Origin of the sequence: Amycolatopsis sp. YIM 10 (genome assembly GCF_009429145.1) — a bacterium.
GTDB lineage: Bacteria > Actinomycetota > Actinomycetes > Mycobacteriales > Pseudonocardiaceae > Amycolatopsis.
Genome location: NZ_CP045480.1, coordinates 9,008,109 through 9,030,827, shown reverse-complemented (window position 1 = coordinate 9,030,827; position 22,719 = coordinate 9,008,109). Strand labels below are relative to the sequence as shown.

22 protein-coding genes and 1 other RNA gene are annotated in these 22,719 nt (G+C 70.3%); 13 read left to right on the top strand and 10 right to left on the bottom strand.

Annotation, left to right across the window (positions count from 1 at the left end; genetic code table 11):
* Positions 1 to 10: 10 nt before the first annotated feature.
* On the bottom strand, positions 11 to 673 hold the full coding sequence (locus YIM_RS41795) for a response regulator transcription factor (RefSeq protein ID WP_153035619.1): 663 nt from the start codon (positions 671 to 673) through the stop codon (positions 11 to 13).
* Between the two features lie 45 nt (positions 674 to 718).
* Positions 719 to 1,579, bottom strand: a complete 861-nt coding sequence (locus YIM_RS41790) for an alpha/beta fold hydrolase (protein ID WP_153035618.1) — start codon at positions 1,577 to 1,579, stop codon at positions 719 to 721.
* Between the two features lie 106 nt (positions 1,580 to 1,685).
* Here YIM_RS41790 and YIM_RS41785 point away from each other — a divergent pair, with 106 nt between their 5' ends.
* Positions 1,686 to 2,165, top strand: a complete 480-nt coding sequence (locus YIM_RS41785; protein ID WP_153035617.1) for a CGNR zinc finger domain-containing protein — start codon at positions 1,686 to 1,688, stop codon at positions 2,163 to 2,165.
* A 108-nt stretch (positions 2,166 to 2,273) separates the two neighbouring features.
* Positions 2,274 to 3,206: a PHB depolymerase family esterase gene (locus tag YIM_RS41780; RefSeq protein ID WP_194239921.1), complete on the top strand. Its 933-nt coding sequence runs from the start codon at positions 2,274 to 2,276 to the stop codon at positions 3,204 to 3,206.
* A 4-nt stretch (positions 3,207 to 3,210) separates the two neighbouring features.
* Here YIM_RS41780 and YIM_RS41775 read toward each other — a convergent pair whose 3' ends face one another.
* From YIM_RS41775 to YIM_RS41760, 4 genes are all read right to left on the bottom strand, one after another.
* Positions 3,211 to 4,578, bottom strand: a complete 1,368-nt coding sequence (locus YIM_RS41775; protein WP_153035616.1) for a GH1 family beta-glucosidase — start codon at positions 4,576 to 4,578, stop codon at positions 3,211 to 3,213.
* A gap of 215 nt (positions 4,579 to 4,793) precedes the next feature.
* A complete protein-coding gene (locus YIM_RS41770; RefSeq protein ID WP_153035615.1) occupies positions 4,794 to 5,681 on the bottom strand; it encodes a carbohydrate ABC transporter permease in 888 nt (295 codons plus the stop codon).
* 7 nt (positions 5,682 to 5,688) lie between these two features.
* Entirely contained in the window at positions 5,689 to 6,609 is a 921-nt protein-coding gene (locus YIM_RS41765; RefSeq protein ID WP_153035614.1) for a carbohydrate ABC transporter permease, read from the bottom strand.
* A gap of 2 nt (positions 6,610 to 6,611) precedes the next feature.
* Positions 6,612 to 7,874 carry an extracellular solute-binding protein gene (locus tag YIM_RS41760; RefSeq protein ID WP_153035613.1) on the bottom strand — a complete coding sequence of 421 codons (1,263 nt, stop codon included), beginning with the start codon at positions 7,872 to 7,874 and terminating at the stop codon, positions 6,612 to 6,614.
* 239 nt (positions 7,875 to 8,113) lie between these two features.
* Here YIM_RS41760 and YIM_RS41755 point away from each other — a divergent pair, with 239 nt between their 5' ends.
* From YIM_RS41755 to YIM_RS41740, 4 genes are read left to right on the top strand one after another with little or no spacing between them, the layout of a single operon-like run.
* Positions 8,114 to 9,145 carry a LacI family DNA-binding transcriptional regulator gene (locus YIM_RS41755; RefSeq protein ID WP_153035612.1) on the top strand — a complete coding sequence of 344 codons (1,032 nt, stop codon included), beginning with the start codon at positions 8,114 to 8,116 and terminating at the stop codon, positions 9,143 to 9,145.
* A gap of 33 nt (positions 9,146 to 9,178) precedes the next feature.
* Positions 9,179 to 9,676, top strand: a complete 498-nt coding sequence (locus YIM_RS41750; protein WP_228004351.1) for a low molecular weight protein-tyrosine-phosphatase — start codon at positions 9,179 to 9,181, stop codon at positions 9,674 to 9,676.
* The gene (locus YIM_RS41745; protein WP_228004350.1) at positions 9,673 to 10,494 is read left to right on the top strand and encodes a fructosamine kinase family protein; all 822 of its coding nucleotides are present in this window, start codon (positions 9,673 to 9,675) and stop codon (positions 10,492 to 10,494) included. Before YIM_RS41750 ends, YIM_RS41745 begins: the two co-directional genes overlap by 4 nt.
* A gap of 32 nt (positions 10,495 to 10,526) precedes the next feature.
* Positions 10,527 to 11,411 carry an SURF1 family protein gene (locus YIM_RS41740; protein WP_153035610.1) on the top strand — a complete coding sequence of 295 codons (885 nt, stop codon included), beginning with the start codon at positions 10,527 to 10,529 and terminating at the stop codon, positions 11,409 to 11,411.
* 205 nt (positions 11,412 to 11,616) lie between these two features.
* Here YIM_RS41740 and YIM_RS41735 read toward each other — a convergent pair whose 3' ends face one another.
* On the bottom strand, positions 11,617 to 12,558 hold the full coding sequence (locus tag YIM_RS41735) for a cobalamin biosynthesis protein (protein ID WP_153035609.1): 942 nt from the start codon (positions 12,556 to 12,558) through the stop codon (positions 11,617 to 11,619).
* Between the two features lie 102 nt (positions 12,559 to 12,660).
* Here YIM_RS41735 and YIM_RS41730 point away from each other — a divergent pair, with 102 nt between their 5' ends.
* Positions 12,661 to 13,146 (top strand): gluconokinase, encoded by a 486-nt coding sequence (locus YIM_RS41730; RefSeq protein WP_153035608.1) that lies wholly within the window; start codon positions 12,661 to 12,663, stop codon positions 13,144 to 13,146.
* Here YIM_RS41730 and YIM_RS41725 read toward each other — a convergent pair.
* The 3 genes from YIM_RS41725 to YIM_RS41715 all read right to left on the bottom strand — a co-directional run bounded on the left by YIM_RS41725 (position 13,143) and on the right by YIM_RS41715 (position 17,158).
* Positions 13,143 to 15,950: an AAA family ATPase gene (locus tag YIM_RS41725; RefSeq protein WP_194239920.1), complete on the bottom strand. Its 2,808-nt coding sequence runs from the start codon at positions 15,948 to 15,950 to the stop codon at positions 13,143 to 13,145. The two genes, YIM_RS41730 and YIM_RS41725, sit on opposite strands and share 4 nt — an antisense overlap.
* 334 nt (positions 15,951 to 16,284) lie before the next feature.
* Positions 16,285 to 16,617, bottom strand: a complete 333-nt coding sequence (locus tag YIM_RS41720; protein ID WP_194239919.1) for a zf-HC2 domain-containing protein — start codon at positions 16,615 to 16,617, stop codon at positions 16,285 to 16,287.
* Positions 16,618 to 16,633: 16 nt separating this feature from the next.
* Positions 16,634 to 17,158: a sigma-70 family RNA polymerase sigma factor gene (locus YIM_RS41715; protein ID WP_153037586.1), complete on the bottom strand. Its 525-nt coding sequence runs from the start codon at positions 17,156 to 17,158 to the stop codon at positions 16,634 to 16,636.
* Positions 17,159 to 17,444: 286 nt separating this feature from the next.
* Here YIM_RS41715 and YIM_RS41710 point away from each other — a divergent pair, with 286 nt between their 5' ends.
* The 6 genes from YIM_RS41710 (at position 17,445) to YIM_RS41685 (ending at position 22,597) form a co-directional block, all read left to right on the top strand.
* On the top strand, positions 17,445 to 18,236 hold the full coding sequence (locus YIM_RS41710; RefSeq protein ID WP_228004349.1) for a DUF4142 domain-containing protein: 792 nt from the start codon (positions 17,445 to 17,447) through the stop codon (positions 18,234 to 18,236).
* Between the two features lie 53 nt (positions 18,237 to 18,289).
* Complete coding sequence (locus YIM_RS41705) at positions 18,290 to 19,114, top strand: ferredoxin (protein WP_194239918.1); 825 nt, start codon at positions 18,290 to 18,292, stop codon at positions 19,112 to 19,114.
* A complete protein-coding gene (locus YIM_RS41700; protein WP_153035605.1) occupies positions 19,114 to 20,385 on the top strand; it encodes an NAD(P)/FAD-dependent oxidoreductase in 1,272 nt (423 codons plus the stop codon). The genes YIM_RS41705 and YIM_RS41700 overlap by 1 nt, the downstream gene beginning before the upstream one ends.
* A gap of 19 nt (positions 20,386 to 20,404) precedes the next feature.
* A complete protein-coding gene (locus tag YIM_RS41695) occupies positions 20,405 to 21,196 on the top strand; it encodes a hypothetical protein (protein WP_153035604.1) in 792 nt (263 codons plus the stop codon).
* 18 nt (positions 21,197 to 21,214) lie between these two features.
* An RNA gene (rnpB, locus tag YIM_RS41690) (RNase P RNA component class A) lies at positions 21,215 to 21,623 on the top strand.
* 89 nt (positions 21,624 to 21,712) lie between these two features.
* Positions 21,713 to 22,597, top strand: a complete 885-nt coding sequence (locus YIM_RS41685; RefSeq protein WP_153035603.1) for a hypothetical protein — start codon at positions 21,713 to 21,715, stop codon at positions 22,595 to 22,597.
* Positions 22,598 to 22,719: the final 122 nt, after the last annotated feature.

Here is a 22,719-nt window from a genome sequence, read left to right as displayed (position 1 = left end):
TCGGAGCGTGTCAGTCCGGAAGGTCCAGCTCGGCGTCGTGCACGAGCAGGGCCACCTGCACGCGGTTGTTGAATCCGAGCTTGGTCAGGATCGCCGACACGTGGGTCTTGACCGTGGTCAGCCCGAGGTGGTGGCGCGCGGCGATCTCGGCGTTGGACCGCCCGGTGCCGAGCTCGAGCGCGATCACGCGTTCCCGCTCGGCGAGCAGGTCGAGGCGACGGCGGGCCGCGTCGCGACGAGTGTCCTCTTCGGACTCCGCGACCCTGGCGATGAGCCGGCGCGTCACCTCCGGCGAGAGCACGGGACGGCCCTGGGCCGCGTGCCGGATGGCCACCACCAGCTCGTCCGGCGGGGTGTCCTTGAGCAGGAAGCCCGCGGCCCCGGCCCGGAGCGCGCGCAGGACGTGTGCGTCGGTGTCGAAGGTGGTGAGCACGATGACCTGGGGCGCGGGTGACCGGCTACGCAGCGTCTCGGTCGCGGTGAGCCCGTCCGTGCCGGGCATCCGGATGTCCATCAGCACCACCGCCGGGTTGTGGCGCCGCGCCAGCTCCACCGCTTCCGCGCCGTCACCCGCCTCGGCGACCACCCGCAGGTCGGGGGCACCACGCAGCATGATGTTCAGTCCAAATCGGACCACCGGGTCGTCGTCGGCGATCATCACGTCGATGCTCATCGTGCCGACCCTACGAGATCGCTCCGGAAAGGCGGCCCAGCGCTTCTAGCCCAGCACCCGCCCGAGGAACCCGCGCAGGTAACCGGCGACGACGTCGAGGTGGCTTTCCAGGAGGAAGTGGCCGCCGTTGATCAGGTGCACCTCCGCGTCCTTGGCGTCACGGGCGAAGGCCCGCGCGCCCGCCGGGCCGAAGATTTCGTCGTTGCGGCCCCACACGGCGAGTACCGGGACCTCGCTGGTGCGCAGGAACTCGTGCAGCAGCGGGTAGAGCGGGCGGTTGTTCTGGTAGTCCCGGAACAGGGCGAGCTGGATCTGATCGTTGCCTTCGCGGGAGACGAGGGCGACATCGTGCGTCCAGGTGTCCGGGCTGACCAGGCTCGGGTCGGGCACGCCGTGCACGTACTGCCAGCGAATCGCGTCGAGGCTCAGCGCGGTGCGGACGGCGGGTTCGGTCTCGGGGCCCGGGTTCGCGCCGTACGCCCAGAGATCGGCCCAGAACGACTCGACAAAACCCTCCTCGTAGCCGTTGCCGCTCTGGGTGGCGATGGCGGAGATCCGTTCGGGGTGCTTGAGCGCGAGACGCCAGCCGATGGGGGCGCCGTAGTCCTGGACGTAGATGGCGTAGCGGTCCAGGCCGAGCTGGTCGAGCAGGCCGGAGGTGAGTTCGGCGAGCGCGTCGAAGGTGTAGTCGAACTCGTCCGCGGGCGGGGCGTCGGAATGGCCGAAGCCGAGCAGGTCCGGCGCGATCACGCGGTAGTCCCCGGCCAGCAGCGGGATCAGCTCGCGGAACATGAACGAACTGGTCGGGTAGCCGTGCAGCAGGACGATCGCGGGCGCGTCGGTGGGACCGGCTTCGCGGTAGAAGAGCTGGTGGCCGTCGACCGTGGCGGTCCGGTGGTGCGCCATGTCTAACCCCTTCGAGTTTTCAATCTGGTTAGGTATTGGTCAGGTAAGCATGAGTTGGGCTAACCTGTCAAACGATTCGATCCGGTTAGATGGGGAGCGGTGCCCGATGGACGTGCTGCTGGACCTGCTCAACAGCAGGCCGCTGATCAACGGCGAGGAACACGACGCCCTCGGTGACCCGGCCGCGGGTAGGCGCTGGGCGCGGGAGCACGGCGGCGACGGCAGCCTCGCGGAGCTGGAGCTGCTGCGTGAAGCGCGGGACGCCCTGCGTGACGTCGTGTGCGGGAAAAGCTCGCCTGCCGCGCTGAAACCGTTCCTCGACGGGGTTCACCAGGTTCCGGAGTTCACTTCGGATGGTCTCAAGTGGACACTCAAGACCCCGCGGCACGCCCGGCCGGCGGTCGAGGTGGTCCTGGCCTGGGCCACTGTCGAGAAGGAGCTGCCCGGTCGCCTGCGCCCCTGTGCGAACGACGAGTGCCGGCTGTTCCTGCTCGACCGCAGCCGGGCCAACCGCGCTCGCTGGTGCTCGATGGCCGTCTGCGGCAACCGGGCGAAGGTGCGCCGCCACTACGAACGCACCCGGTGACGTCGGGAGCGCTCCCAGATCACCCGTTCAATATTGGGCAAATTATTGACGGTCGTTCTGGAAGTGCCTATCTTCGGGCTGGAGGGGGCCACCCACCGGAGGTCAACGATGATCAGAACGGCGCTCGTGGGATTCGTCAGCACACTGCTGATCGCCATCGCCGGACTCGTTTTCCCGTCCACCGCTTCCGCCGCGTCCCTGGTGGAGGTGACCAACTTCGGCACCAATCCCGGCGGGATGCGCATGCACGTCTACGTGCCGGACTCCCGCCCGCCCAATCCCGCGATCGTGGTCGCCATGCACGGTTGTGGCGGCTCCGGGCCGGGGTTCTACTCGAGCAGTGAGTTCGCCTCGCTCGCCGACCAGCGCGGATTCATCGTCATCTATCCCAGCGCCCAGCAGCAGGCCGGCTTCGGGAAGTGCTTCGACACCTGGTCGGCGGCCGCCAAGAAGCGCGGTGGCGGGAGCGATCCGGTTTCGATCGTCTCGATGGTGAACTACGCCGCGCAGACCTACGGCGGTGACCTGAACCGCGTGTTCGCCACCGGCTCGTCCTCGGGCGGCATGATGACCAACCACATGCTCGCCCTCTACCCCGACGTCTTCAAGGCGGGCGCGGCGTTCATGGGCGTGCCGTTCAACTGCTTCGCCAACGCCGCCGACTTCCCGCCCCCGGGGAGCAAGTGCACCAACGGCACGATGAACCGGTCACCGCAGGAGTGGGGAGACGCGGTCCGGCAGGCCTTCCCCGGCTACACCGGCCCGCGCCCGCGAATGCAGCTGTGGCACGGCACGGCCGACACGCTGGTGCCGTACTCCCTGCTGCAGGAGGAAATCGAGCAGTGGACCAACGTGTTCGGCCTGAGCCAGACACCGACGTACACCGACACCCCGCAACCGAACTGGAAGCGCAGCCGTTACGCCGATCCCGCCGGTACCGTCCAGGTCGAGGCCTACAGCATCCAGGGTGCCGGGCACAGCCTGCCGTCCGGCGGAATGGCCGGCTACGCCGTCGCGTTCTTCGGGCTTGGCACGCAGTGAACCTTCAGGGTGACTGACGTGCGGCCGCGATGAACGATCGGTACCAGTGGTAGCTCTCGCGCGGTGTGCGCCGTTGGGTCGGGTAGTCGACGTGGATCAGCCCGAATCGGTGCTTGTAGCCGTGCGCCCACTCGAAGTTGTCGAGCAGGGACCAGCAGAAGTAGCCGCGCACCGCCACCCCGGCGGTCGCGGCTGCTTCGGTCGCGGCGATGTGGTCTCGCAGGTAGGAGATGCGGTCGTGGTCGTCGAAGTCGCCGGAATCGGGATAGACGCACCCGTTTTCGGTGATGTAGATCGGCGGCAGGCCCGGATAGCGTGCGTGGAGATCGGTCAGCGTGGTGGTGAGCCCCTCCGGCTCCACCGGCCAGCCCATGCCGGTGCGGGGCACGTCCGGCAACCGTGTCGTGTCCACGCCGATGTCGTGCGCGGTGCGCCTGGCGGGCTCCGGCTCCCGGTGGGGAGCGTCGGCGACGTGCAGCCGGTAGTAGTAGTTGACGCCGAGGTAGTCCAGCGGCTCGCCGATGATCGCCAGGTCCCCGTCGTGGCGGAACGAGAAGTCGGTGATCGCCCCGAACATCGACGTCAGTTCACCCGGGTAGGCCGAACCGAACAGGGGATCGGTGAACTGCCTGCGCAGCAAGCAGTCCTGTCGTCCGGCGGCGGCGACATCGGCGGGGTCGTCGGTCACCGGCACCGCCGGCGACTGGTTGAGCACGATGCCGAATTCCTGCCCGGGTGAGGAATTGGCGCGCATGGCCCGCACGGCCAGGCCGTGGCCGAGCAGCAGGTGGTGCGCGGCCGCCAGTGCGCCGTGCCCTTCCTGCGCTCCTGGTGCGTGCCTGCCTTCGCCGTAACCGACGATCGAGGAACAGTACGGTTCGTTCAGGGTGGTCCACTTGCGCACGACGTCACCGAGTGCGTCGTGCGTGATCGCGGCGTACTCGGCGAACGATTCCGCCGTGTCGCGGTCGCGCCACCCGCCCCGGTCTTCCAGCGCCTGCGGCAGATCCCAGTGGTACAGGGTGAGGAACGGTTCGATCCCGTTGTTCAGCAACGCGTCGACGAGCCGCCGGTAGAAGTCGATGCCGCGCTGCTCGGCCCGGCCGCGTCCGTCCGGCAGGATCCTGGACCAGGACACGGAGAACCGGTACGCGTCGACACCGAGGCCGGCCAGCAGCTTGACGTCCTCGGTCCACCGGTTGTAGTGGTCGGCGGCCACGTCACCGGTGTCGCCGGAGGCGACCGCGCCGGGCACGGCGGCGAAGGTGTCCCAAATGGACGGACCGCGGCCGTCCTGCCGGGTGGCCCCTTCGATCTGGTACGCCGAAGTCGCCACCCCCCAGCGGAACCCGGCCGGAAAACCATTCGTCACAACAGTCTCCTAGGTCATGTTCTGTAAGCGGCGGAGCCGCTTGCTGTGGGCCCTCAGCCCGCACCGCCGCGGGTTCTCAGGCGTCTCCTCGCGAGGACAGCTTCGCCGTGGTGAATCGGTTATTCATGAGGTGGAGATCCCGGAGCGAGAAGACGGCTGAGGTTCCGCTACCCGCACCGCTACGCAAAACATTTCACAACACTGGCTGGAAGAGGTCAGCCTTTGACAGCGCCCGACATGATGCCGCCGACGATCTGGCGGCCGAACAGCAGGAAGATCAGGAGCACCGGCACCGTGGCGATCGTCGCCGCGGTGAGCACCAGGGTGTAGTCGGTGGTGTACCCGCTGGCCAGGGTGTTCAGCGCGGTCTGCACGGTGGGGTTCTCCGGTACCAGCACCACGAGCGGCCAGAAGAAGTCGTTCCACGCCTGCATGAAGGTGAACAACCCGAGCACCGCCGCCGCGGGCCTGGCCACCGGCAGCGCGACGTGCCAGAACAACCGCAACGACCCGCAGCCGTCCATCCGGCCCGCCTCGAGCAGTTCGTCCGGGATCGCCCGCTCGAAGTACTGCCGCATGAAGAACACGCCGAACGCGGTCACCAGGCCCGGCACGATCACCGCGTGGATCTCGGCGGCCCAGCCGAACTCGGTCATCATCATGTAGAGCGGGATGACGCCGAGTTCGGTGGGGATCGCCTGGGTGCCGATGACCACCAGCAGCAGGGCGTTTCGGCCGCGGAACTTGAGTTTCGCGAAGGCGAACCCGGCCAGGGTGGAGAACAGCACCACCGAGAAGGTGATCGTGCCCGAGACCACGATCGAGTTGGTCAGCGCCAACGCGAAATCGGTGGTGTCGAAGACCCTGGCGATGTTCTCGAAGAGGTGGCCGCCCGGCACCAGCACCGGCGGCACGGAGTCGATCGCGTCCGGCGTCTGCGAGGACACCACGAGCGACCAGTACACCGGGAAGGCGGAACCGGCCAGCACCGCGATGAGCGCGGCGTAGGTCCACGGCCCGGCGACCTTCCTGGCCAGCCGGCGGGCCCGGCCGCTCGGGCCGTCCGGCCGCACCGGTACGGGCGGATCCAGCACAGCAGTCATGGTTGCCTCAATCCGTCTGAATCCGTTTGGTCACCAGGTAACCCAGACCGGCGACGATGATCGTGGCGATCGCCAGCACCACCGCGATCGTCGAGCTGTAGCCGAAGTCCCAGTTGGTGAAGCCCTGCTCGTACAGGTACAGCGCGACGGTCTGGAACTGCCGGTCCGAACCACCGGTCGAGGCCGCGGTGCCGGGATTGAACAGCAGCGGTTCGGCGAGCAGCCGCATGTTGCCGGTGGTCGCGATGATCGTGGAGAAGATGATCTGCGGCCGCAGCAACGGCACGGTGATCCGCCAGAACTGCTGCCACCCCCTGGCACCGTCCAAAGTGGCCGCCTCGTACAGGCTCGACGGGATCGCCTGCATGGACGCCAGGAAGATCAGCGCGTGGTAACCGGTCCAGCGCCACACCACCATGGTGGCGATCGCGATGTGCGAGGTGGCGGTGCCCGCCTGCCAGTCGATCTGCCCGGCGCCGAACAGGTCCAGCACCCAGTTGATCAGGCCGAAGTCCCGGCCGAACAGCTGGGCGAAGATGATCGTCACCGCGGCCACCGAGGTGACGTTCGGCAGGATCACGCCCATCCGGAACAGCGTGCGCGTGCGGACCTTGCGGTTGAGCAACTGCGCGATCCACAGTGCGAGCAGGATCTGGGGGATCGTGGTCAGCAGCCACAGGCTCAGCGTGTTGCCCATGGCGTTCCAGAAGTACGGATCGGCGAACAGCACCTGGTAGTTGTCCAGGCCGATGAAGGACGCGCCGTCCGCGTCGAGCAGGTTGCGGTGCTGCAGCGACACCCAGATCGTGTACGCGAGCGGGAACAGCCCGAAGACACCGAAGATCAGGAAGTACGGCGCGATGTACGCGTACGGCGCGAACCTGGTGTCCCATCGGTATCTTCTGGCTGCTCGGTCCCGTACCGCCATCGTCAGCTCGACAGCTTCTGGACGTCGCCGACGAACTGGCTCCACGATTCTTCGCCGTTCTGCTTGCCCTGCTCGACGCGTTGCATCGCGTTGCCGATCGCGGTCTGCACGTCACCGGCCTTCGGGCCCTGGTACTGCGGCTTGAGGTTCTTGGCCGCCTCGGTGAACAGCTTGCCGACCGGGGCGTTGTTGAAGAACGGGTTCTGGTAGTTCACGATGGCCGGGTCCTCGTACAGCTTCGGCGTCGAGGGCAGCAGCCCCGAGCTGGTGAACACCTTGGCCTGCTGCTCGGGCGCGGTCAGCCACGCCGCCAGCTCGGCGGCCTTGTCGACGTTCTTGCCCTGCTTGGGAATCGTGAGGTACGAGCCGCCCCAGTTGCCACCGCCGCCGGGCACGGAGGTGACGTCCCACTTGCCCGCGCTGTCCGGCGCCTGGTCCTTGATCTTGGCCATCTGCCAGGCCGGGCAGGTCACGGTCGCGAACTGGCCCTGCTTGAACCCCGTGTTCCAGACCGGCGTCGAGTAGAGCAGCTTCGCCGACAGGTCGGACTGCACGCCGTCGACGACCAGATCCCAGCCCTGCTTGAGTTCCGGGTTGGTGCCGACGGTGAGCTGGTCGGCCCGGTCGTAGTAGCCGACCTGGGCCTGGCCGACGATCGCGTTGAGCACGGTCGGACCGCCGTCGAACCACTTCACCCCGGCGGGCGCGTTGGCCTGGAACCGCTTGCCAGCGGCCATGAACTCCGGCCAGGTCGGCCACAGGGCGGCGACCTGCTCGCGGTCCGACGGCAGCCCGGCGGCTTCCAGCAGGTCACGGCGGTAGCAGATGGCCAGGCCGCCGACATCGGTGCCGTAGCCGATCTGCTGGCCCCCCTTGCTCAGCGAGGCCTCCCACTTCCACGCCAGCCAGCGGTCCTTGAGCTGGTCACCGCCCTTGGTGTTCAGGTCGACGAACTTGTCCGGGGTGTCCTTGAACTGGGCGATGTAACCGCTGTCGACCGCCTCGATGTCCGCGGCGCCGTTGTTGGTCGCCAGGTGCGCGGCCAGGTTCTTGTGGTGGTCGGAGTAGGAGGCGGTGCGGTCCTGGATCTCGATGTCCGGGTGGGTGCTCGCGTACTCCTTGAGCAGTTCGCTGTAGCCGAAATTGCCGAACAGGCCGATGGTGAGCTTTGTCTTTCCGCCGGTTCCGGAATCACCACCGCAGCCGCCGAGCATCGTTCCGGTCAGCACTGCGGCGCAGACGATCGCCATTGCTTTGGAGCGCATCGATGGCCTCCGTTGTTTTGGGCGCGCTTGACGAGGAAACGCGACCTCGAGCGATGGGCCGGCGGCCGGTACGCGGCTCTCACGCCAGCCAGCCCGGGATGTGTGGCGTCCATGACAGCGGGGCCGACCGAGCCACGTCAAGTAACAAAACGGTAACTTGCCGAGTGGTGGCCTCAAGGTTGACTAGGCAAACCACGGCTGCCTAGGGTGATGTAACCGCTTACGGTGAAGGAGGGTGGATGGCGACCGGGCGCGAGATCGCCGAGCTGTGCGGCGTGTCGGTGGCGACCGTGTCGCGGGTCTTCAACCAGCCGGAAACGGTCAACGAAGAGACCAGGGAACGCGTTCTTCGGGTCGCCGATGAATTGGGTTATCGGCCCAACGAATCCGCGCGGGCGTTATCGACGAAACAGTCCACGATGATCGGCCTGGTCTGGGACACCGACCATCGACGGCCGGGCTGGCGGCACCCGTTTCTGCAGGATCTGCTGATCGGGTTGAAATCCGCGCTCAGTGCGCACGGGTACCACCTGCTCATGCTGGCCACCAGTGGCGACTCCCGTGAGGTCGGCGCGTCGCTCGCCGATCCGGTCGGCTACGTGAACATGGCCCGCCGCCACCACCTCGGCGGGCTGGTGCTGATCGACAGCGGGTCCGACGCGGAGGCCTTCGAAACCTTTGCGCAGTCGGGTGTTCCGTGTGTCGCGGTGGACGTCGCCGTCGACGGTCCGAACGCCACGTACGTCACGTCGGACAACGCGGCCGGTGCCGGCTCGGCCGTCCGCCATCTCCTCCGGCTCGGCCATTCACGGATCGCCACGATCACCGGCCCGCCGGGCAACCAGCCCGCCGAGGCGCGAACTTCCGGCTACCGCAAGGAAATTGGCGAGGCCGGTGTCCCGTTGCGTGATGATTACGTGGTGGCCGGGGATTTCTACCGGGCCAGCGGCACCGCGGCGATGCGGCGGCTCCTCTCGCTGGACGAGCCGCCGACGGCCGTGTTCGCGGCCAGCGACGAGATGGCGGTCGGCGCGTTGCTCGCCGCCAGGGCCGCGGGGTTGCGCGTCCCGGAAGACCTGGCACTCGTCGGTTTCGACGACATCGAGATCGCGTCCGTTGTGGACCCGGCGCTGACCACGGTGGCACAGGACAAGCCGGGCTTCGGGGTGGCCGCGGCCAAGGCGATCATGGCCATGATCACCGGCGCCGACCGCGCGGGCCCGGTGCTCCTGCCGACCCAGCTGGTCGTCCGGGGCTCCTGCGGCGCCTGATCTCCGGCCGGTCGCTCCCGGGTGGAGCCCGCCGTGGACACTGGTGAAGTGGGTAGCGACGAGAAAACGTGCGTCCATGTCGTCTTCGTGTGCTCGGGCAACATCTGCCGGTCACCGATGGCGGCACTGGTCTTCCGCGAGCACCTGCGCCGGGCCGGGCTGACCGGCCGGGTGCGGGTGAGCAGCGCGGGCATCGGACCGTGGCACGTCGGTGAGCCGGCGGACGGGCGGGCACGCGCGACGCTGACCGCCGCGGGTTACCCCGCCGACCACATCGCCGCCCAGGTCGACGCCGACCACCTCGCCGCCGACCTGCTGCTGGCCGCCGACCAGGGCCACCTGGCCGAGCTGCGCCGCAAGGTCGACGACCCGGACCGCGTGCGCCTGCTGCGTGACTTCGATCCGACGGCCGGGCCGGACGCCGAGGTGCCGGACCCGTACTACGGCGCCGACGACGGCTTCACCGAGGTGCTGGGCATGATCGAACGATCGGTGCCGGGCCTGCTCGACTGGGTGCGCGAGCGGCTGTGAAGGCGGTCGCGAGGCTGCTCGGCGAGCCGGTTACGCGGTTCACGCCGCTGGGTGGCGCGGCTTACCGGGTCGAGACCGGCACGCGGACGGTCGTCGCCAAGCGCGGCCCGGTCGAGGCCGAGGCCGCCGGGCTGCGCTGGATCGGCGAGCACGGCGACGTCCCGGTGCCGGACGTTCTCGCCGCTGACGATGAGTGGCTCATCACCACCTACGTCGAGAGCGGCAGTCCCGGCGTCCGCGCGGCGGAGGAGTTCGGCCGCGGGCTCGCGGCGATGCACGCCCGTGGCGCCGAAGCGTTCGGCGCGCCGCCGCCGGGTGGACCGGTCGACGCGTGGATGGGCCCCGAGCCGATGCGCAACGTCGCGCACGACACCTGGGCCTCCTTCTACGCGGCCGAGCGGATCACGCCCTACGTGCGGACCGCGGCGGAGCGCGGGTTGTACGGACCGGACGAGATCGAGATCTTCGACCGGTTGTGCGGCCGGCTGGACAAGCTGGGCGTGCCCGAGGAGCCACCGGCCCGGCTGCACGGCGACGCGTGGAGCGGGAACGTGCTGTGGTCCGTCGACGGCCGGGTGTGGCTGATCGACCCGGCCGCGCACGGCGGTCACCGCGAGGGAGACCTGGCGATGCTGGCGTTGTTCGGCACCCCGCAGCTGGACCGCATCCTCGCCGCGTACGACGAGGCGGCGCCGCTCGCCGCCGGGTGGCGCGATCGGGTCGGCCTGCACCAGTTGTTCCCGCTGTTGATGCACGCGGCGGCCTTCGGTGGCGGGTACGCGGGGCAGGCGCTGGCGGTCGCACGCGGGGTTGGGTGAACGTGACGGGGGCGACCGCTTACCGTTGGGGGGTGCGGTTCAAGTTCCTGTTCAGGCCGAGCTGGCTGGCGTTGACGCTGGTGGTGTTCGCGTTCGCGGCCATCTGCTACACGTTGCTGGCGCCCTGGCAGTTCAGCCGCGACAACGAGCGCGAGACGCAGAACGCGGCCCTGTCGGCGTCGTTCACCGCCGAGCCGCGGTCGCTGGAGGCCGTGCTGCCCGGCGGGGCGGTGCCCACCGAAGCCACCCAGTGGGACCGCGTCACCTTCACCGGCACCTACCTCGGTGACGCCGAGGTGATCGCGCGGCTGCGGACCGTGCTGGGGGAGCCCGCGTTCGAGGTGCTCACGCCGCTGCGCACCACCGACGGGCAGATCGTGCTGGTGGACCGCGGGGTGGTCCGGCCGGATGACCGCACCCGCGTCCCCGCCTACGCGCCGCCGCCCGCCGGTGAGGTGACCGTGGTCGCGCGGGTGCGCATGGACGAGACGGACCCGAAGGCACGCGACGCCTTCGCCGACGAGTCCACCGATGGCCGTCTGCACAGCTACACCGTCGATTCGCGGGTGGTCGCGCGGGCGACCGGGCTGCCGATCCGGCCGGGGTACTTCCAGCTGGACGTGGAGCAGCCCGGCGGGCTCGAACCGCTGCCGCTGCCGAAACTGGAGGCGGGGCCCTTCTTCTCGTACGCGCTGCAGTGGATCGCCTTCGGCACCATGGCGGTGCTGGGGTGGCTGTACTTCACCGTGCGGGAGCTGAAGCCGGGCGGGGCGCTGGCGAGCGAGCGCCCGGAACGGCGGAAGTCGGTGGCGCAGATGCTCGCCGAAGACGAAGAGGACTACGCCCGGACGGCGGAGACTTCGCCGCCGGATGGCAGATCCGAAGTATCCGAAGGAAAGCGGCCCCTCCGCACCTGACGGGGGAGCACTCGGGGGCCACCCCGCTGTTTGATTGTGTTGTGGGCTGTGGAGCGGGGATGGAGAGGGGTTGGGTGGCAAGGGGGTCGGCTCTCGTTGCCGGGTGGCGGTTTGTGAGGTGCTGTGGGGGCCGTGAATGTGTGGCGTTGGCGGCGGAATCGGCCGTGAATGTGGCTTTCACGGCACTTGGCCTTGGCCGGGGTGGTCAGCGACGGCGGCGCAGGCCTAGCAGGACGGCCAGGAAGGCCGAGCTGATCCCGGCCAGCCACCCGACCACGCGCGAGAGTTCGACCGCGCGCGTGACGTGGCCCGCGTCCGGGTTGCGGCCGTCGCCCAGTACCGGGAGTTCTTCGACCCCGTGCGGGTAGACCGTCCGCCCGCCGAGGCGGATCTCCAGCGCACCGGCGAAGGCGGCCTCCACCCGGCCCGCGTTCGGGCTCGGATGGGCCGAAGCGTCTCGTTGCCAGGCCCGCCACGCACCCGCGGCCGAGCCACCGACCACCGGCGCGCCGCTCACCGTCAGCGCCGCGGCGACCCGCGTCGGCAGCAGGTTGACCAGCTCGTCCAACCGCACCACGACCCAGCCGAACCGGTGGTGCCGCGGGGACGAGTTCAGCCGCCGCAGCACCTTCACCGCCCGCGCGCCGAGCAGCCCCGGCGCGCCCGCGACCGCGCCCCAGAACAGCGGTGACACCACCGCGTCCGAAGTGCTCTCCGCGACCGTCTCCACCGAAGCCCGCGACAACGCGATGACGGTCAGCCCGTCGGTGTCGCGCGGGTCCAGTTCGGACAGCGTGTCGCGCGCGGCGTCCAGCCTGCCGGTCTCCAGGTCGCGCGCCAGCTCGGTGCCGTCGATGGCCAGCGCCGCGCCGCCGAGCACGGCCCACGTGGTGATCGCCGTGCCGGTCGCCTGGAGCACCGGGCTGCGCCGCCCGACCCGCTCGGTGAGTACGCCGAGCAGCACCGCGCCCCCGGTGAGCACTCCGGCGTGCACCGCGCCCGGTACCGGGTGATCGGCGTAGACCTTCTTCTCCAGCGCCCGCGCGAGGCGGGCGAACCCGGCCACCGGACGGCCGTCTTTCGGGTGCCCGACGATGCCGTCGGCGGCCACCCCCAGCAACAGTCCGATCGCGCGTCCCGCGCTCACCCCTGGCTCCCGTTCGCCTGGCCCCATGTCACCTGTGTTGAACGCCCAGATTACTGCGCGGGTTGCCTCGGTCCGCGAGCCGCCTGTGCGAACATGCCCGCTATGACGGTCGTGGTCGTGATGGGTGTTTCCGGTTCGGGCAAAACCACCGTGGGCACCGGGCTCGCGGAGGGCCTCGGTGTGGCCTACGCGGAGGCGGACTCGTTCCACCCGAAGGCGAACATCGAGAAGATGACCGCGGGCACCCCGCTCACCGACGAGGACCGCTGGCCCTGGCTCGACGCCATCGCCGGCTGGATCCGCGAGCACCAGGAGACCGGCGGCGTGGTCACCTCGTCGGCGTTGAAACGGCGGTACCGCGACGTGCTGCGAAGCGGCGGCGAGGTCTGGTTCGTGCACCTGGACGGCCCGCGCGAGGTGATCGCGGAACGCCTGGCCGGGCGGTCGGGCCACTTCATGCCACCGTCGCTGCTGGACTCCCAGTTCGCCGACCTCGAACCGCTGGCCGAGGACGAGCGGGGAGTGGTGCTGGACGTGACCGAGCCGCCGGCGGAGATCATCCGGAAAGCGCTGGACTCCCTGCCCTAACCGGGGAACGCCGAGGACAGGTCCGCGCGGCCGGAGATGCCGAGCTTCCGGTACGCCCCGGACAGGTGCAGCTCCACGGTCCGCCGGGTCAGGTGCAGCGCGTCGGCGATCTGCCGGTTCGTCAGGCCCTGCACGGCCATCGCCGCCACCCGGCTCTCCTGCCTGGTCAGCCCGTGCGTGCTGGTCTTCGTCTCGCTCAACGCCGCTTCGCACGACCGCAGCTCGCGTCCGGCCAGCCGCGACAGCGGTTCCGCGGCGCACTGCGCGGTCAGGTCCAGTGCCCGCCGCAACTGGGGCACCGCCTTCTCCGGGTGCCCGCGCCGCCGCAACAGCGAACCCAGCTCGAACAACGCCTCGGCCAGCCGCAACTTCGCCGGCGACGCCGACAGCGACTCGATCGCGGACTGCAGGGCGTGCTCGGCGTCGTCACCGTCCTCACCCGAGATCCCGACCGCCAGCAACGCCGTGCCGACCACCCGCGGGGTGCCCCACTGCCTGGCCAGCCGCAGGTTCTCCGCGGCCAGTTCGGCCGCCTGCTCGCGGTCGCCCAGCAGCAGGTGCGCCCGAACGGCGTGCTCGCGCCAGGCGAGCACCGCCGGATTGACCACCCCGCGCTCGTCCAGCCGCCTGCCGCAGTCGGTGAGGTCGTCGAGCGCACCCTGTCCGTCGCCACCGGCGAGCCGCAGCTTGCCGCGGGCGAACAGCAGGTGCACGTCGGGGAACAGTTCGCCGACGGTGACGTGCGACAGCATCGCCGTCGCCTCGTCCAGCCTGCCGAGGTCCACCAGCACCTCGGCATACCAGGCCAGGCACAGCGTGGCCATCGGGCAGCCGTTCGCCGCGCCGGAGTCGAGGAACATGCGCACCGGCGAGGCGAAGAAGGTGCGGGCCTTCGGCAGATCGCCGAGCAGGTGGATGGCCATGCCGTGGGCCAGTGACGCGGCGATGCCCTTGCGCAGGTGGTAGTCGTGCGGCTCGCGCATGCCCTCGACCAGCCCGCGGAACTGCTCGGCGTGCTCCGGCTCGTCCGCGAGCGCCGCGCTGAACAGGGCGAACACGTACGGCTGGCCGAATGCCGGGATCGGGTCGCCGTTGAGCGCTTCGGCCGCGTACCGGAGGAAATCGGCGTGCGAACCCGCTTCCCTGGCGTGCGCGAGCGACACCAGCAGCGCGTGGATCCGTCGCAGTTGCTCGTTCTCCGGGATTTCCGCGCGCAGATCGTCGAAGACCCGCTTCGCGCAGGCCGACGCGTGCCGCGAACCACCGGCCGCGGCGAGATAGGTGGTGTACCGCAGGCGCTGCGCGACCTCGCGCTGAGCGGAGCCGAGCCGCGCGATCACCTCGGTGGCCACCGAGATCGCCAGCCGGTTCGCCGCGTCACCGCAGGAGCCGAGCACCATCGTCTCGGCCACCTCGGCGGCGGCGCCGGGATCTTCGGCCATCGCCAGCGCGTCGCGCAGGCGGGCGCGCCCGGCCGACCGGTCCAGGCCGAACTCGACGTGCCCGAGTTCCAGCTGCACGGCGAGCCGCCGGTCCGGCGGCAGCCGCTCGTCGAGCGCGCGCCGCAGGCAGGCACCGGCCAGATCGGGGTTCTGCTGGTGCACCGCGCGCCGGGCGGCCCGGCGCAGCACCTCCACGCCCCACGGCAGGCGGATCGGGCCCGCTTCGAGCAGGTGCGCGGCGACGCGTTCGTCCGGCACCCCGGCGTCGAACAGCAGCCGGGCCGCGGTCGCGTGACTGGCGGCCTGCTCGGCGACGCACATGTCGTCGAGCACGCCGTTGCGCACGTAGGAATAGGTGAAGGCCGGGGGATAGCTGTCGGCCAGCACGTGCAGCCGGACCAGCGTGTCCACCGCGCGGAGCGTCACGCGCGGGGACAGCCCGGCGAGCGCGCCGACCGCTTCGAGTGTGGCGTCCTCACCGAGCACGGCGACCGCGCGCGCGACATCGGTGGTGCCGGGAAGCCCGCGCAACCGCACCCGCAGGATCTCGCCGATCAGCGGCACGGAGATGGCGCGGATCTGGTCGGCGGTCAGTTCGCTGATCTTGTGCGAGCGGTGCTGCAGGGTGCTGACCAGCGAGCGCAGCAGGTACGGGTTGCCGCCGGTGACCTCGCGGCAGACCGCGGCGAACCCGGCGTCCTGGCGCCCGGTCGCGGCGCGCACCAGGCCGGACACGCCGGGCAGGTCGAGGCCGCCGAGTTCGATCACCTCGGGTGTGGTGCCGGTCAGTTCCGGCAGCGAGATCTCGCTGAGCGGGGCGAGCCCGCGGTTCGCGGTGGTCGCGATGACCACGCGGTGCCCGGTGAGCCGGGGCCTGGCGTAGGCGAGGCAGCGCATCGACCAGGCGTCGGCCAGGTGCACGTCGTCCACGGCGAGGAACAGCGGCCGGCGCGCGGCGGCGGTCCTGACCAGTAGCTGGAACGATTCGAGCGCGTCGAACTCGGAGCTGGAGCGCACCGGGGCGGGCAGCGCGTTGGTGCCGTCGCTGTCGATCACCTCGAGCAGCGCGTCGGACAGCTGGTGCACGATGCCACCGGCGAGGCGCACCTCCAGCCGGGCCCCGCGCGCGATCGCCACGGTGAAGCCCTGCGCCCGCGCGCGACGGGCGGCGGCGTCCAGCAGCGCGGTCTTGCCGCCGCCGAACTCGCCGAACACCATCACGTGCGAGTCGAGGCCCTCCCTGGCGCGCGCGAGCAGCCCGCCGATGGTGTCCAGTTCCTTCTCCCTGCCGAAGAAGGGGCCGGCACCGACCAGCTCGGCTGGTCTTCGGGCGGCGGGTGCCAGCGCGGAAGACGTGGTCACGGGTAGCTCTCCGATCCGCGGCACCTCGGCCGCTCTCGGTATCCCCTGCGGGGTGAACGCGCGTGGGCCCCGGAGAATGCCCCATCTTCTCCGGCCTTGTCCAGGGCACCGAGTGTGACCGGCGGCGATACCGAAGGGCCGAACGCCCAACTCTCCGTGTTTCCTACGGTGCCTACCGTAGAGACTCGCGGGCCATTCGGCGGCAGAATTGGCACTACCCCAGTAGTGCCGGTCACCGAGGGTGCACCGGCCGGACCCGTCGAGACGGTGGTAACGCAGATGGCGCCAGGCAGCCAGGACAGCACGGCGCGGCCGGGTGCGGCCGCGTTCGCGGTCATCGCCCCACCAGGAGCAGCACCCGGCGCAACCGCGACCGGCAGGACAGCAGCCGTCGCCGCAACGGCACCGGATCGAGCCGCGCCACGGGCGCGGCCGCACCCGGTGCGTCGTCCGGCGTCCGCTGCCGGGGGATGGCGTCCAGCAGCGGGTTGAGCATGCCGGTCTCCGCCGCGTCGCGGAGCAGGCCGAAGATCCCGGCCTCCGCGTACTCGGTCAGTTCCTCCCGGCAGCGCCCGCACCGGCTCAAATGCCGTTCGAATTTCCTGGCTCCGCTCTCGTCCAGTGCGTCCATTGCGTAGGCCGCGAGCGCGGAATGCCGTGAATACATCACATCACGCCTCCCCTCAGGTCCACTCCTGCAGTGCATTCCTGATCAGTCGCATGGACTTGTGCAGACGCGATTTCACGGTGCCTTCCGGAACCTGCAGAATCTTCGCCGCCTCGCGTACGGTGTGACCTTTCACATACGTTTGATAAATGGCCGCGCGCTGCTCGTTGCTCAGCCTGCTGATGACGTCGACTATGACCATCACCGAAAGGGATTGATCGGTCTCGTCCGGGCAGCCCGCCATTTCCGGGCGGAGCAGTTCCACTTCCTGCGGACGGGCCTGCCGCGAGCGCCAGCCGTCGATCACGATGCGCCGCGCGACGGTCAGCAGCCAGCCCCGGAGCATGCCAGGTTCCCTGGTCAGCGTGGCCGAGTTCTGCCAGGCGCGGATCAGCGTCTCCTGCACGACGTCCTCTGTCCACTGCCGGTCATAATTTGTCAGTCGTAGTACATGGCTGAAAAGTCTCTCCCGGAACTGGTGATACAGCATCGTCACCAGCTCTTCGTCCGGACCATTTCGGGTCATTCCGGTGATTTCCATGAAGCGACCTGCCTCCCTGAAGGCGAGGTGAAAGAGTTCGTTACCGCGGCGCGTCGAATGCGGAGTCGGGGGAATTCGATCGCGCTCGAGCGGTGCGATCACAATACTGCATCAACCGGAAGTGAACCAGGTTCACGTCCGTGATTCCAGTAGGAACACAGCGTAACCGGACTGTGATCCAGGTCACACCATTTCCCTGAACTGCGGACCGAACCGGCTGCTGATCACTGCCGTACCACAGGTGAATCCCCCGAAATGCACGAACTTTCCCCCGAAGGGGCATGCGATGACCAACCCCGCCCGGTCCCGGCACGCGGTCACCCCGCGCTCGCGCCGGCTGCTGTCCCTGCTCGCCGCGAGCGTGATGTTCACCTTGCTGTTCGGCGCTTCCCCGGCGTCCGCGCAGGCCGAACTCGCGCCCACCGACGAGGAGATCCTGGTCAAGGTGCGGCTCGCCGGGCTGTGGGAGGGCCCGATCAGCAAGCTGATCTCCGAGCGCACCACCAATCCGAAGGTCAAGGAGGTCGGTGGGCACCTCTCCGACGAGCACGCGGTGCTCGACGGCGAGGTGCAGAAGACCGCCGCCCAGGTGGGCGTCAGCCTGCCCAGCCAGCCCACCGCGCAGCAGCAGGGCTGGATGGACGAGATCTCCGGCAAGACCGGCGCCGACGCCGACCGCACCTACGTGAACCTGGCCCGCGCCGCACACGGCACGGTCTTCCCGCTCGTCGCCACGGTGCGCGCGACCACCAAGAACGACGCGATCCGCTCCTTCGCGCAGAAGGCGGTCAACGCGGTGATGCGCCACATGACCCTGCTGGAGAGCACCGGACTGGCCCGTGCCGATTCACTGACCGGCGCCACCGCCTCCTCGCCCAATCCGGCCGCGGCCGGCGTGGCGAACAACGTGGCCGGTTCGCGCTCGGTGGCCACCACCGGCGCCGAAGCGAGTGACGAACTGGGCTTCGGCAGCGTGCTGCTCGGTGTGCTGGCCGGATTGGTGGCCATCGCCGCCACGCTCGGCCTGGTGCGCTGGTTCGGCGCCTACCGCCGAGGTTCCCGCCACGCCAGCGACTAGCGGCACACGCCGCGGCTCTCCTTAGAGTTTTCCCGATCCGGAGGCACGACTTAATGCCCGACCCCCTGCTCCTGCAGGCCGCCACCTCCCCGCATGACGCCGGTGTCCGTGAGATGGCGGCCCTTTCGGCCAGGATGGCCTACGTCGCGATGTGCCTGACCCTGTGCTGGGGCGTGCTCACCGCCACCGGCTGGGTGCGCAGGCTGTCCGGGCACCACGCCCTGCGCGGCGGCCACCAGATGCTGGCCGCGTTCACCATCGCCACCGGTGTCACGCACGCGGCCGCGTTCCCCTTCCTCGACGACATCGACTTCGGCCTGACCAAGATCCTGATCCCGTTCGCCGACGGCGGGCTGGCCAGGCACGCGCTGGGCATTCTCGGCCTGGAGCTGATGATCGCCATCGCGCTGACCGCAGGGCTGCACCGCACGGTGAAGTACCTGAACTGGCTGCGGTTCCACCAACTGGCCTATCCGGCGGTGGCGATGACCGCGGTGCACTCGTGGTTCGGTGCCGCCGCCAACGGCAACCTGTCCCTGCTGTGGCTCGGCGGCATCACGCTGCTCGCCCCGGCACTCACCCTCAGCGTGCTGCGCCTGATGCCACCGAAGCACCTGGTGCGCATCGGCCTGCTCGACGCGCCGCCGGTCGGCCCGTCGAAACCCGGCAAGGCCGTGGTGATGCGGGTCAGCGTGGACAACCAGCGGTGCCGCCGGTACGGCATCTGCCAGCAGGAAGCCCCCGACGTCTTCCAGCTCCGCGAGGACGGCCGCCTGCGCTACACCCGTAATCCGACCGCGGCGCAGAACGAGCAGTCGCAGGCCGCCGCCCGCGCCTGCCCGATGCGCGCCATCCAGCTGCAGGGGGTCGATCAGTGATGAGAGCCAGACAGTCCGCCGAACGCATCGTCATCGTCGGCGCCGGCCTGGCCGGGCTGCGCGCCGCCGAGCGCCTGCGTGAACTCGCCTTCGACGGTGAGATCGTGCTGATCGGCAGCGAGCCGCTGCGGCCGTACCACCGCCCCGCGCTGTCCAAGGGCTTCCTCAGCGGCGCGATGAGCGCGGCCGACCTGAGGTTGCAGCAGTACCAGGAACTCGGCGCGATCTGGCGCCTCGACACCACCGCGCTGCACCTGCAACCCCGGCGGCGGGTGGTGCACCTGCCCGGCGGCGAGCAGATGAACTACGACGGCCTGATCATCGCCACCGGCGTGGAACCCAAGCGGGCGGCCAACATCCCGCACGGGCACCCGCGCGTGGTGGTGATGCGCACGCTGGCCGACGCGCAGCGGCTGCAGAAGAACCTGGCGGGCACGCGTGGCCCGGTCGCGGTGATCGGCGGCGGCTTCACCGGCTGCGAGATCGCCTCCAGCCTCCGTGAGATGGACCGCGAGGTGACGCTGATCGGGCGGTCGAAGAACCTGATGGGCAACGTGCTCGGCGAGGACCTCGGCGAGCGGCTGACCCAGCTGCACCGCGACCACGGCGTCCGGCTGGCGCTGGGCGCCTCGATCCAGGACTGGCTGCCCGGCCACACCGGCATGGGCATCCGGCTCTCCGACGGGCAGATGCTCGTCGCCTCCTGCGTGGTGGCGGCGGTCGGCACCGTGCCCGCGGTGTCGTGGCTGCGCGGCGCCGGGCTCCGGATCTCGGACGGCGTGGTGTGCGAGTCCACCTGCCACGTGGTCGGCGCGGACGACGTGGTCGCCGCCGGTGACGTCGCGCAGTGGCCGAACCTGCGCTTCGACGCGGTGCCGCGGCGCGTGGAGCACTGGCTCAACGCGATCGAGATGGGCCGCGCCGCCGCGGAGAACCTGCTCGCCGGACCGGCCGCGGCCAAGCCGTTCACGCCGATGCCGCGGTTCTGGTCCGAGCAGCACGGGGTCCGCATCCAGGCCGCCGGGGTGCCGAAGCTCGGCACCGACACGGTGGCGCTCAGTCCACCCGCCGGAGGCGGCCGGACCGTGACCGGATATGTCCGGGACGGCCGCCTGCTCGGCGTGGTCGGCATGAACAGCCCGTCGGCCGTGCTGGCCTGGGCGGCCGACCTGGACCGGCAGTGCCCGGTGCCGGGTGAGCTGGAAGTGCCGGACCGGCCCGAGTTCAGCACGGGTGAGATGAGCCGCGCGAGGATCCTCGCCGGGCGTTAGACAGACGAAGGGGACTCGAGTGGCGGCTCGACATGGGGCGGAGCGGCGGCCGCGGGGTTCCGGGTCCTGGCGGGTTGCCCGCCGGGGCGTCGGCGACCTGCGTCGCGCCACCGTGCTCTGGTTGCGCGACCTCGGTGAGCTCGGCAGGCGGGCCGGGCTCACCACCACCGTCGGCAAGGTCGCGCTGGGTGCGGCCGGCGCGCTGCTGGTGGTCGGCCTGCTGAATTGGTGGAGCGAGGACGGTTCCGAGGTGCCGGCCTCGGTGGCGTCCGAAACCGCCGAGGCCACCGAGTCCTCCGGGCGTCTGGTGAAGCCGCCGGTGCTGGCCTCGGACGATCCGAGCGCGCGCGACCTGGCCGAGCTGGACGAGGGCGTCCAGGCACCGGAAACCGGACCGGAAACCACCATGCCGCTGCCGCCCGCCGGTTCGGGCCAGTCGGTGAAGCTGGTGGCCAGGACCGTGCCGTCGATGGGCGTCACGGTGACCGACGGGAACGGCTCGGTGCTCTACCGGTTCGAGAAGGACCGGACCGGGCCGCCGAAGTCGGTCTGCGACGGCGACTGCGCGAAGACCTGGCCGCCAGTGCTCACCGAGCGGCAGGCCTCCGTCGAGGGCATCGCCCCGGAGCTGGTCGGCACCGTGCAGCGCGCCGACGGCAGCTGGCAGGTCACGCTGGCCGGGCGCCCGCTGTACCGGTTCGCCGGTGACCGGCTGGCCGGTGACTGGAACGGGCACGGGCGTGAAGGCCAGTGGTTCGCCGTGCGCGCGGACGGCGAGCGGAACCAGCGCGCGCCCGCGGCGGGCGGGTGAGTACCCTGGAGCGCTGGACGAGCTGGCAGGGCGGTCGCGTGACCCGGTCCCCTCGGGGAGCGGGTTTCGAGGAAAGTCCGGACTCCGCAGGGCAGGGTGGTTGCTAACGGCAACCCGGGGTGACCCGCGGGACAGTGCCACAGAAAACAGACCGCCCAGCCGTTCGCGGCTGGGTAAGGGTGAAACGGTGGTGTAAGAGACCACCAGCGTCCCGGGTGACCGGGACGGCTCGGTAAACCCCACCCGGAGCAAGGCCAAGAGGGAGCGCGAGCTCCTGCGCAGGCGATCGAGGGCGGCCCGCCCGATGCCTGCGGGTAGGCCGCTGGAGCCTGCCGGCGACGGCAGGCCGAGATGGATGGCCGCCCACCGCGGCCCCGGTCCGCCGGGGTCGTGGGGACAGGATCCGGCTTACATGCCAGCTCGTCCTTTTTCTCGGCACAGGTCAAGGGGGCGCGGAGCTCCGTTGAGGGTGGTGGTGGGAGACGGGCGGGCCTACCCGGCGGTAGCCTCCGAGGCATGGAACTCGCTGAGGCCAAGGAAATCGCGTACCGCTGTCATCGCGTGCTCGAACCGCTCCACGCGATGGTCTACTTCGCCCCGGAGGCGGAGGAACGCTTCACCGAGGTCGGGCTGCGCCCTGGCCGGATGGGCTACTTCGCCAGCCGCTCGGCGCCGATGGGCGCGGTCGGGCCCGGCCCGGTGGCCGCCACCTTCTTCAACTTCAACCCGGAGCTGATCGCCCGTCACATCCCGCGGGCGTGGACGCTGGCCGACCCGCGCGAGGTGATCGAGGCCCGCTTCGCCGCGGCGGACGCGGCACTGCGGCGGCTGCTCGGGGACGACCTCGCGGAGTCCGAAGTGGTCACCGAAGCCGCCGAGCTGGCCCGCGAGGTGGCCGACGGCTGCGTGCCGGAGGGCCGTCCGCTGTACGCCGCGCACGCCGACGTGGAATGGCCGTCGGAGCCGCTGCTGGTGCTGTGGCACGCGGCTTCGCTGCTGCGCGAGTTCCGCGGGGACGGGCACATCGCGGCGCTGGTCGGTGCCGGGCTGAACGGGATCACCGCGCTGGTCACGCACACCGCGACGGGCAAGGGCTTCCTGGAGCCGGCGGCGAAGAAGAGCCGCGGCTGGTCGGACGAGCAGTGGGACGCCGCCGCCGACTACCTCCGCACCGAAGGCATCCTGGACGCCGACGGGGTGCTGACCGAGCAGGGCCGCGCGGTGCGGGACGGTGTCGAGGACACCACGAACTTCTCGGCCGCGTCGCCGTGGATCCGGTTCGGCGGGGACAAGGCGGACCGGCTGCACACCCTGGCGCGGCAGCTGAGCCGTACCGCGGTGGCCAACGGAGCCTTCCCGGCCAACGTCTTCGGCACCGGTTCGGAGAAGGCCAAGTCCTGACGACGTGAAGAGGCCCGGGGCGGCGGATGCCCCGGGCCTCGTACGGGAAGGCCACCGCGACCGAGTCGGGGGACGCCGCGGTGGCCTTCGCCGGTAACGGAGTGCTCGTGCGGTGAGATCCT